The organism is Marinitoga okinawensis (genome assembly GCF_055387075.1).
Genome location: NZ_AP042422.1, coordinates 1,866,914 through 1,878,533, shown reverse-complemented (window position 1 = coordinate 1,878,533; position 11,620 = coordinate 1,866,914). Strand labels below are relative to the sequence as shown.

8 protein-coding genes are annotated in these 11,620 nt (G+C 28.6%); 2 read left to right on the top strand and 6 right to left on the bottom strand.

Annotated elements, in window-relative coordinates:
• From ACZ5CK_RS09170 to smc, 6 genes are all read right to left on the bottom strand, one after another.
• Entirely contained in the window at window positions 1-672 is a 672-nt protein-coding gene (locus ACZ5CK_RS09170) for an oxamate carbamoyltransferase subunit AllH family protein (RefSeq protein WP_464581513.1), read from the bottom strand.
• 9 nt (window positions 673-681) lie between these two features.
• Window positions 682-1,983 carry a uracil-xanthine permease family protein gene (locus tag ACZ5CK_RS09165; RefSeq protein ID WP_464581512.1) on the bottom strand — a complete coding sequence of 434 codons (1,302 nt, stop codon included), beginning with the start codon at window positions 1,981-1,983 and terminating at the stop codon, window positions 682-684.
• A 39-nt stretch (window positions 1,984-2,022) separates the two neighbouring features.
• A complete protein-coding gene (locus ACZ5CK_RS09160; protein ID WP_464581511.1) occupies window positions 2,023-4,374 on the bottom strand; it encodes a xanthine dehydrogenase family protein molybdopterin-binding subunit in 2,352 nt (783 codons plus the stop codon).
• A complete protein-coding gene (locus ACZ5CK_RS09155; RefSeq protein ID WP_464581510.1) occupies window positions 4,374-4,844 on the bottom strand; it encodes a (2Fe-2S)-binding protein in 471 nt (156 codons plus the stop codon). Before ACZ5CK_RS09155 ends, ACZ5CK_RS09160 begins: the two co-directional genes overlap by 1 nt.
• Window positions 4,844-5,710 (bottom strand): FAD binding domain-containing protein, encoded by an 867-nt coding sequence (locus tag ACZ5CK_RS09150; RefSeq protein WP_464581509.1) that lies wholly within the window; start codon window positions 5,708-5,710, stop codon window positions 4,844-4,846. The genes ACZ5CK_RS09155 and ACZ5CK_RS09150 overlap by 1 nt, the downstream gene beginning before the upstream one ends.
• Window positions 5,711-5,954: 244 nt before the next feature.
• A complete protein-coding gene (gene smc, locus ACZ5CK_RS09145; protein ID WP_464581508.1) occupies window positions 5,955-9,500 on the bottom strand; it encodes a chromosome segregation protein SMC in 3,546 nt (1,181 codons plus the stop codon).
• 140 nt (window positions 9,501-9,640) lie between these two features.
• Here smc and ACZ5CK_RS09140 point away from each other — a divergent pair, with 140 nt between their 5' ends.
• Window positions 9,641-9,982, top strand: a complete 342-nt coding sequence (locus ACZ5CK_RS09140) for a DUF1292 domain-containing protein (RefSeq protein WP_464581507.1) — start codon at window positions 9,641-9,643, stop codon at window positions 9,980-9,982.
• Between the two features lie 277 nt (window positions 9,983-10,259).
• On the top strand, window positions 10,260-11,609 hold the full coding sequence (locus tag ACZ5CK_RS09135) for a hypothetical protein (protein ID WP_464581506.1): 1,350 nt from the start codon (window positions 10,260-10,262) through the stop codon (window positions 11,607-11,609).
• Window positions 11,610-11,620: the final 11 nt, after the last annotated feature.

Below are 11,620 nucleotides of genomic sequence, written 5' to 3'. Positions count from 1 at the left end.
TTATCCCTCCAAATCAAAGAAAAATGTAATACCTATAAGCCATCCTAAACCTGAAGTGTCCCCCATGTTTAACAAAGCAGCTTTGTTGCCATTTTCCAAATATTCTTTAACAGGTTTTGGGGCATATCCTTTTGATGCATATAATATTTGAAAATAAGATAATTTATTTGTTTTTTCTTTAGTAGTCTTAATAATATAATTGTCTTCAAATTTTCTATTTATAGAATTCATTAATATTATTCCAGATAAGATATCATCAAACAAAGGAGTTAACCCTGGGCCAAAACCTATTAATTTAACAAATTCATTACATTTTAAAGCTAAAAAGATTTTCTCGAAAATCCTATAATCAACTTTTTCTTTTAATAATGTGATGTTTTCAACAAATGAGTCGTGATGAAAAATAGAATTTATTTTAGGATCATATAAAATATAATTATTAAAAACATAATTATCATCAAAAATCAAATTATTATTTTCAACTTTAATGGATGAAAATTTTAGAAAATGGGAGGGGGCTGTCATTCCCAATGCCCCAACCCTGTTATCATAAGTAGTTAACGTAAAAATATCATCATCATCAAAAACAAAATATTTTGTATGTTTAGTTTTAAAAAATTCTTTAGCGATTAAATTATTTTTCAAAAAAGCTAGTTTAGAAACTTCAATCATATTTTAATATTATTCTTCAGAAGCATGAGTTAAAACGAGAATTCCATTTACAACAATACCAACAATAGCAGCAAGACCTAATCCCTCTAAAGCAAAGGTACCAGCTTTAAATACTGCACCTCCTAAACCTGTAACTAACATCAATGACATTGTTACTAAGTTTCTTCCTTCAACTTTAACATGATTATTTATCAATGTTTTTGTACCTATACTTGCTATCATACCAAATAATAATATTTCTATTCCACCCATTACTGGTACAGGTATTGATCTTACTAATGCACCAACTTTTGGAACCATTGCTAATAAAATTGCAAAGAATGCAGCTATTCTCATTATCCAAGGATTAAATGCTTTTGTAAATGCTAATACACCAGTGTTTTCACTATATGTTGTGTTTGCAGGTCCACCAAAGAATCCACCTAATGATGTAGCAAGCCCATCACCCATTAATGTTCTATGCATTCCAGGATCTTCATAGAATTTTTTACCTACTACAGCAGAGATTGCAAATACATCACCAAAGTGTTCTACTGATGGAGCTATTGCTACTGGAACTATTGCAGCTGCAGCATACCATGAGAATTTTGGTAAGTATATATCAGGAAATCCTACCCAACTTGCTGTTCCTACTTCTGCAAAATGCACGTTTCCTGTTATTGCTGCAACAATATATCCAACTATTACACCCCAAATTACAGGTATTAATCTACTAAATCCTCTGGTATATAATCTTACTATTATAGCTGTAAATAATGATACAAGTGCTATCCACCAGTTTCCACTTGCCATATTTATTGCTACTGGACTTAATATTAATCCTATCAATATAATCATAGTACCTGATATTACTGGTGGGAATAATTTTTCGAATCTTCTGATGCCTATCCATTTTATTAATGCACCAAAAATAAATTTAACCAAACCTGCTAAGAATATACCACCTGTAGCATATGCAAGATAAGGCTTTAAATCAGCACCAGCAGCTACCGCATCTTGAATGTTTTTATAACCAAGACCTGCTTGATTCATATAATGCATTGTAACTGCGACTATTGGAGCTATATATGCGAAACTTGAACCTAAAAATACAGGTACTTTCCATTTGGTAATCCAGTGGAATAATAATGTTCCAAGTCCAGCGGTAAACAAAGCAACATTTACTGGAATCCCTGTCAAATACGGTACTAATACAGTTGCACCAAACATTGTAAAGGTATGTTGTAGTCCTAATAACAATAATCCCCCAACACCCATACCTTCACTTCTGTCTTCTTGCGGAACGACATTCAAATATTCGCTTTCGCTCATACTTTCCCCTCCTAAAAAAGATTTGGATAGACAATAAAATTATTTATTATTTTTTTTATCTAAAGCATTTAATATTTTATCTGCAGTTAAAGGTAATTCATCTATATTTACTCCAAGAGCATCATAAATTGCTGAAGCTATAGCTGGTGGAACAGAAATCATAGGATGTTCGCCCACACCTTTTGCGCCAAATGGTGATGATTCTTCAAAAGTTTGAACAAAATCATATTTAACTTCATCTGGTATATCAGCAATAGTCGGTATTTTATAATCAGTGAATGATACAGTCAAAGGATAACCTTTATCATTATATTTGACTCCTTCAAATAATGCTGGACCCATACCTTGAATCATTCCCCCAACAACTTGTCCTCCAGCAGTTATAGGATTAATTATTGTACCTGCATCAAAAACACCTACTAATTGCAACATTTTTAATTCACCAGTATCAAGATCTATTTCAACTTCAGCAGCTTGAGCGCCGAAAGTCCATTCTGCAGCTGCATTTCCTTGTCCAGTTTCTAAATCAAGGTTTGTAAGCATTTCTGGGGTAAAACTACCTCTACCTATTACTGGGCCGCCAATTGAATGACCGTCTGGATATGTATAACCCATTACAACATCTTTTAATAATAAGTATTTTTCTGGTCTATATTTTACATATACTCTATCATCTTCAACTTCTAAGTTATAAGGAGCAACTCCCAAAACTTTTGATGCTATATCTTTAATTTGATTTAATGCATCTTCGGCCGCTCTATATAAAGCATTACCAACTGTCCATAATGCCCTTGAAGCAACAGTTTGCCATTCATATGGGTTTACATCTGTATCAACTGGCATTACAAAATGTATTTTATCTGGAGATATATGAAGAGCATCAGCAGCCATTTGAGTAACAGCTGTATTAAATCCTTGACCTATCTCTTGAATACTTGCCTGTAATGTGACTGTAGCATCTTCATGGAATTTAATTATTACAGCAGATGCTGCATTTGTAGGCATAGCAGGAGCTTTTACAAGACCAGCAATACCCTTTCCTCTTACTTTTCTTGGATTTTCAGGTTGTTCAGGTTTTTTATCGTATTCAATTAATTCAGCAGCTTTTTTCAAACATGCTTCGACATCTCCAGTATCATGATGTATAGTTTGTCCCATTGAATTTGTTAATCCTGGTTTTAATACATTTTTAAGTCTTAATTCTAAAGGATCAATTCCTAATGTTTGAGCGACTTCGTCAAGGTTTCTTTCTGTTGCCCAATGCAATTCACCATGTCCAAATCCTCTAAATGCTCCACCTAAGAAATGGTTTGTATATACACCGTATGAATCTGTTTTTAAATTAGGAACATAATATGGGCCTGGTAATGTGTATCCTGCAGCTCTAACAACATTTGTCCCATATTCTGCATAAGCACCACCATCAAATATCAATTCAGCTTCCATTGCTACTAATCTACCATCTTTCTTTACACCAGTTTTTATATGAGCATACATTGCTTGTCTTACAACTGCAGCAATATCTTCTTCTCTTGTATATACTAATTTTATATGTCTTCCTTTAACTTTTTCGGCTAAAGCAATAACTAAACCTTCCATATTAATACCAGCTTTTCCACCAAAACCTCCACCAACATATGGAGCAATAACTCTAACTTTATGTCTTGGGATTTTAAAAGCATAAGAAATCAAGTTTCTTAATGTAAAAGGAGATTGAGCACTGGACCATACTGTTAATTTCTCATTGAAATCCCAAAAAGCTATAGCAGCATGAGGTTCAAGAGGAGCATGATACATTTGAGGTAAGTAATAATCTCCTTCAACTATAACATCTGCTTCTTCAAAGCCTTTTTTAATATCACCTTTTCTTGTTTTATGATGATGGAATACATTTTTTTCTGGTTCTACATTATAAATAGGCATTCTTTCATAATTTCCTAAATCAGGATGTATTAAAACCTCACCTTTAATGGATTCTCTTGGATCTTGAACAACAGGTAATTCTTCATATTCTACTTCAATTAATTCTACTGCTCTTCTTGCTATTTCTAAAGAATCAGCTGCAACAACAGCAACAGGTTCTCCAACATATCTAACTCTATCAGGTGTAATAATAGGCCTATCAACAAGATAAATTCCTTGTTTGTATGGAACATCTTTTCCAGTTGCGATAGCCCTTACTCCTTGTAAAGCTTCAGCTTTGGAAGTATCTATTTTTTTGATTATTCCATGTGGTATAGGACTTCTCTTTACTGCAGCATAAAGCATATTTGGGAAGAACATATCTGTAACATATTTTGCAGTTCCAGTAACTTTCTCAAAACCATCAACCCTATTCATAGGTTTTCCAACATGTTCAAATTTTATAGGTGATTTATATTCATATTTCATTATTCTGCACCTCCCATTTTCTGGGCAGCTAATTTTACTGCATCAAGTATTACAGTATAACCAGTACATCTACATAGGTTACCAGCTAACCTTTCAACAATAACATCTTTTGTAGGATTTTTAACTTTTTCTAGCATAGCTTTTGTTGACATTATAAAACCTGGAGTACAATATCCACATTGAAATGCATTTTTTTCAATAAATGCTTCTTGAATAGGATGTAATTTATTCCCTTTTGTTAAACCCTCAACAGTTTCTATTACAGCACCTTCTGCTTCAGGAGCTAAAACAAGACATGAATTTACAGGTCTTCCATTATAAATAACTGTACAAGCACCACATTCCCCATTTCCACAACCTTCTTTAGCACCTGTTAAATATAATTTTTCTCTTAATACATCCAGGAGGGTTTCATTTGGTTTTACATCCACTTCTACATTTTCTTTATTTACAGTAAAAGTAATTTTCATTATAATCCCTCCTTTATCATTTTCATTTCTCTTAATAATTTAATAGGTAATATTTTAGCCATTCTCTTTCTATATTCTGCAGTTCCTCTAGCATCTGTTATAGGATTAATGCTATCTTGAATGATTTGAGCAAATTGTTCAACATTTTCCATTGTTAATTCTTTTCCTTTTATAAATTCTTCTGCTTCAAATATTCTTACAGGTGTAGGAGCTACTGAAGCAAGAGCAACTCTAATCTCTCTTTCTCCTTCAGGATCAATAATTGTTAAAGCCATGCCTATTGTGGATAAGTCTACAGCCTTAATTCTTGAAATTTTATAATATCTTCCAATACTTTCTCCTTCAAAAGGAATATGAATAGATTTTACAATTTCTCCTTTTTCTAAAATAGTTTTTCCTGGTCCTTTAAAGAATTCAGTGATTTTTACAGTTCTTTCACCACTTTTTGAGACTAATTTTAATTCCGCATTGTAGGTCAATAGAGCAGGAGCAGTATCCGAAGCTGGTGAAGCATTACATATGTTTCCTACAACAGTTCCCCTATTTCTTGTTTGGTATCCTCCGACAACACGTATTCCTTGAAAAAGAGTAGGATAATATTCTTTTACATAATCAAATTCTTCAATTAAAACATTTAGTTTTAAACCTGCACCAAAAGTTAAACCTTTTTCTTTTGAAAAATCAACATGAAATAATTCGTCAATACCTTTTAAATCAACTACTAATTTTGGTTTAATTCTTCCGGCTCGCATTTTTACGACTAAATCGGTTCCGCCAAGAATAGGAAAAGCATCGTCTTGACTTAGAGCGTCTAAAGCTTCGTCGAGCGTTTTAGGCTTAATATAATCATAGCTAAAAGTAATCATAATTTCCCTCCTTCTAAAATAAAATGAAAAACTTTATTAAGTTTTTTTGTATAAAAATATTAAATTTTATATTTATATTATATGCTTATTTTAGCAATATTACAAGTTACATTATGTCAAGGAAAAATTAAACTATAAATAATAATTACTCATAATTCTATTTAATCAGTTGTAATTTCTTGTTAAAGGAATAAAATGCAGCTATATTATAAAAATTAAAAGCGCCTTAAATAAGGCGCTTTGACTATTCTTCATCTAAACTCTCTATAAATTTAAAATCAACAGGAACAACTTGTGAAACACCATATCTCATTGTAATTCCATGAAAAATTTCAGCTATTTCCATCATTAATTTATTATGAGTAATAATTAAAAATTGAGTTTTATCAGCATGCTTTTTTATTAACTTAGCTAATTTTCCAGCATTAATATCATCAAGTGGTGCATCAATTTCATCTAATAAATAAAATGGACTCGGATTAACATTCATTAGTGCAAATAAAAATGCTGAAGTAATTAAGGCTTTTTCGCCGCCAGAAAATAATTGTAATTTTTGAAAATTTCTTCCTGGCTTTTTAACGGAGATCTCCACTCCTTTTTCAAAAGCTTTTCCATCTCCAACCATTTTTAAAATACCATCTCCACCAACGAATAATTCTTTTATGAATTCACCAAATTTTTGATTTACAAGATTAAACGTTTTCAAATATTTTTCTTCAGCTTCGTTATCAATTTTTTCAATACCTTCTTTTAAAGATTTAATTGATTGTAAAATATCTTCTTTTTGTTTATATCTGTCGTCCAATTCTTTTTTCACCATTTCATATTCGTCTAAAACTCCTAAATCAACACTTCCAATATGTTTTAATGCTTTTTTAATATCTTCAATTCTTCTTTCTAAGGCTAATAATTCAACATCAGATAATTCTTTATAAATGAAATCTTCTATGTTTATTCCAATGTTTTTTGCTTTTTCAATAATAAAATCTTTTTCATGTTTTAAGTTTTGTATTTCTAAATCTAGTTCATGAGAGGCATTTTTTAATTCGTCTATTTTATCTTTTAATTCATTTTTTTTCAATTCATATTTTTCTAATTCATCAAACTTTTCACTTTTCCCCTCTCTACTCATTTTCATCATTTTAAAAGCATCTTCTATTTCGTTGTTCATTGCTTTTATTTCTTTTTCATACTCTAACATATCTTCGTTTTTTCTATTTATATTTCCTTTTAATTCTTTTAAAAGGTTATTTATAGATTCTATTGTGTTAGTAATTGTTCTTATATTATTTTTTATATTAGAATATTCTGTTTGATAATTTTCTATTTTTTCAGATATAGAATTTTTATAGATATTTAATTCATTTAGTTTTGCAATTTTAAGTCTTAACTCTTCATGAATTGATTCATTATTTTTTTCAATATTAACGACCTCTTTTTCTAAAGAACTTATTAAATCATTATTTTTTTCAATTTCGTTGTTAATAGTTTTAAGTTCTATATTAATCTCATCTACTCTTTCTTCATAAGAATCTATTCTATTAATAATTTCATTATAACGTTTTTTGGAAGAATCATAATTATTTTTAAATTCTTTGTAAGAATTAGCTCCATTTATTCTATTGTATTTTATTTCATTCAATTTTTCTTCTAACTTTCGCAGTTCTATACTTCTTTTTTTGTATTCATATTCTAAATTTTGTAATTTTTCTTCATAAGTGTTTATTTCAATGTTTAATTCATTTAATTCTTTTTTTAATATTTGTAATTCTCTTTTTCTTGTAAGTAAAATCGTTGAATTATTACCTTTAGAGGCACCTCCTGAAATTGCTCCTGAGGTATTAATTATTTCACCATCTGTTGTTGAAATGGTTAAAAATAAATTTTTATGTCTATTTTTAATATTTAAAGCTGTATGAATGCTATCTACTACTATAGAATTACCAAAAACATAGTAAATGGCTTTTTCATATTCTTTATTGTATTTTATAAGATCTACAATATAACCATAAAATCCTGGTTCATTTTCTAATTCTTTGTATCTTCTAATTTTAGAATTTATTAAATCAAGAGGTAAAAAAGTTACTCTTCCTGCTTTTTCGGCTTTTAAGTAATTGATATAAGAAGAAACTTGATTTGAATTTTTTATTATAACATTTTGTAGCTTATATCCAGCAACCATAGTAATAGCTGTTTCTAATTCTTCAGGTACTTCAATAAGATTTAACACAACATCTACTAAGTTTTCATCCTTATGAAAAGCTTCAAATAGTTTTTTTACAGCGAAAGAAAAACCTTCATATTCATTAATTTGTAAGGAAATATTTTGAATTTTTCTTTCTATTAAATCTTTATTGTTTCTTAATTTTTTTAAATAATCATAGGTATTATTTAATTCTGAATGTAAACTTTCTACGGTATTTTTTTTCTCATGTATTTCATTATTTAAATTCTCTTCTTTTTTGCTTATAGTATTTAGATTTTTTTCGATTTTTTGTAATTCATTTTCTAAAGATTCTATTTGTTTTTCAAGGTTTTCTTTTTCGGTATTTAAAAATTTTAGCCTTTCTTCCTTATCAGCTAATTCATTAATTAATTTGTTTTTCTTATTTTCTAAATCTTTTATATACTGATTTGCTTTTTTTATATTTTCTTTTAGTTTTGTTAGATTGTTCATTTCTTCCGAAATAGAACTTTCAATTTCCCTTTTTTCATTTTCTACAATTTTAATTTGTTCTATGTATTTTTTTATTTCACTATTATATTTACTAAGTAAATCAGTAACTTCTTCATATCTTTTTTCATTTTTTTGAAGGTCTTCTTCAAATTTTTTCTTTTCCCAATCTTTTTCTACAATTTTAGAATTTAATTCATTAATTTCTTTTTCGAGTTTTGCTTTCATTTCTTCATAGGATTTAAGACGTTGCCTGAAATTTTCGATTTTCTCACCATAAATAGAAAGTTGCTCTTCTTCCTCTTCAATCTCTTTTTTTAATTCTTTATATAATCTCTCTACTTCAAAACTTTCTGATAAATGAGATTTTATTTTTTCTTTATTTTCCAAAATTGCTTTTTCAATTTCTTTAATTTTTTTATCAATTGAAAGGCTTTTAGCACCAAAATATTCAGTTCCTATTAATTTTAATTCCTTGTTATATTCCACATATTTTTTAGCTCTTGAAGCTCTATTTGATAAAGATCTTACTCTTTTTTCTACCTCATATAATACATCATTAAGTCTTTCGAGGTTTTCTTTAGTTTGATTTAGCATTTTTAATGCAATTTCTTTTTTATCAAGATATGTTTTGATTCCTGCAGCATCCTCAATTATTGTTCGTAATTGGTCGGATGAAGCAGATACTAATTCTCTTACTTGATCTTGAGATATAATTGAGTAAAAAGATTTTCCAACTCCAGATCCACCAATTACATCAAAAATATCTTTTAAACGAGCATTTCTGTTGTCTATTTTATATTGAGTTTTTCCCTCTGCAGTTAATATTTTCCCAATAGTTCTTATTTTATCATTATCATCTTTTATTTTTAAAAACACTTCTGCTTTTTTTGCGGGTGGAAATTTTTCAGAACCACTAAAAATAACATCTATTTTTTCAGAAATTCTAATTTGTTTTGAAGATTGTTCTCCAAGGAGCCATCTTATAGCGTCTACAATGTTTGATTTTCCAGACCCGTTTGGTCCGACAATACTAACAATATTGGAATTTAAATTTAATGTTGTGTTTTTTGCAAAGCTCTTGAACCCTTTAATACGCATTTCCAATAAATTCAAAAATCTCGCCCCCTTGTCCATAATATTATATCATGTAATTAATGAATTTTGATATGATAATTTCAGTAACAAATAAAATATCAAAAATTCATATTTTTAAATTAAAATATAGCTAGAATATTTATTTTGGAGGGATTATTATGGAAAGATTAGAATTTTTTACAATTACTGGTGAGGATGGAAAAGAATATAATTTCATGTTTGTTGAAGAATTAAAGATTGAGGGTAAAAAATATTGGGTATGTTATGAAGCTTTTAAAGAAGAAGATAGTGAAGATATTGTTTTAGGAGATACAGTAGCTTTTAAAGTAAATGACGAAAAAGGAGAAATTTTCTTAGATGCTGTTGAGGATGATGATGAATTGGAAAAAGTTGAAGAAGAATGGAAAAAAATAATGGATGAAGTTGATATTGACGAGGACGAAGATTTTATTATGCTCGATTCTGAAAATAATATTATAAAGGAAGATAAAGATAATTAATTGAACATTTTGTTCCTATATTTGTTTTTTATAAATTAATATCAAATAATATGGTAAATAAAAAATTACCGGATTATACTTGAAAAAATTAAAGTAGGTTGTCCAAAAAGATAAAATTACTCAGACACCCTGATTGCATACCTTAAAAATAAAAGAAATTATAAAATTCTTTTATTAAGATCAAAAAAACTTCGAGTCTTCGTTTCTTTTATACTTTTTGGACACTACTTTAAGAATTAAAGAATTTGGGAAAAAATTTAAAAGGTGGGGATTTAAGATGAAAAAATTATTCTTAATTATATCAATAACTATAATTTCTTTAATTACATATGGTTTTGATTTTTCTGTACAAATAGATGACAATATAAATAATGTAAAAACATATCAAGGAGTTACATTCAAAATTTATCATAATTATGAAGGGTTTACATTTTTAGGAGAACTTAATGCGTATAACGATGGAAAGTATAAATCATCTATGGGAGATACATATTATAAAGGGTTTTATTTTTATATGAAAAATGGTGGAATAATATTAGATTTTGATAGGTATAAGTTTTCATTTGGAAGATTACAACATTATGATATTGTAGATTCACCTTATTCTCTGTTTATTTCTTCAAAAGGATTGCCTGCGGTTATACTTGATTTTAATTATGAAGATGATGAATTTTTCTATGAAACTCGTTATATTGAACTAAATAGGGAATCAACTCTTAACTATCCTGACAGAGGAGCTAATTTGAAAGCTTATGGCATAAAATTTGGGAATTTCAGGTTAGCATATGAAGAATCTGCAGTATATGTAAATACATCTTTTGATATAGAATATTTTGTGAATGTAATACCTAATTTTTTTGTTCAATATGTTAATATTTCTTATGGAAAACCCTGGACTCATGGATACAATGCAAATTCTATAATGGGTTTTTCTCTGGATTATACAGATGAAAATAAATATTTCTATGGTCAAATACTTGTTGATGATATAAATACAAATAGAGTATTTGCTCCAGATTCATATCAAAATCCAGATAAGATTGCATGGAGTTTGGGTGGGAGTATAGAAACAGAATATGGAAAATTTGGATTATATAATGCTGGAGCAACAAAATATACATTTCAACCTTCTGGAAACGGCCAAAATCTTTATTATGGATATACATATTATCCAGATGTAACCTATAATTATGATGGGGAAAAAGTAATATTGCCTGAAGAAAATTATATAGGATATTATAATGGAGAAAACAATATAGCTTTTATGGGAACATATTTTAATAATGTAAATGGTATTAATATTAATGGCTCATTTGAATATGTTATCTCAGGAAGCAAATCACCAGCAAATCCATGGGGTGAATATGCTGTGTGGAGTGAAGGTGGGCAAGGTACACATTTTTTAGATGATAAGATACTTGAAAACAAGTATGATTTTAATCTTAATGTTGATTATATGTTATATGGATTAAAAATATATAATGGATTAAATTTAAGATATACAAAAAATAAATTGGAATTAGTTGATACTGCTGAAACAGATAATTATGACATGAAGATATTTAAACCATCAAATAAAGATGAATTTTATTATAATATAAAATTAGGTGTAGAATATAGTTTTTAAAAAAATCCCCT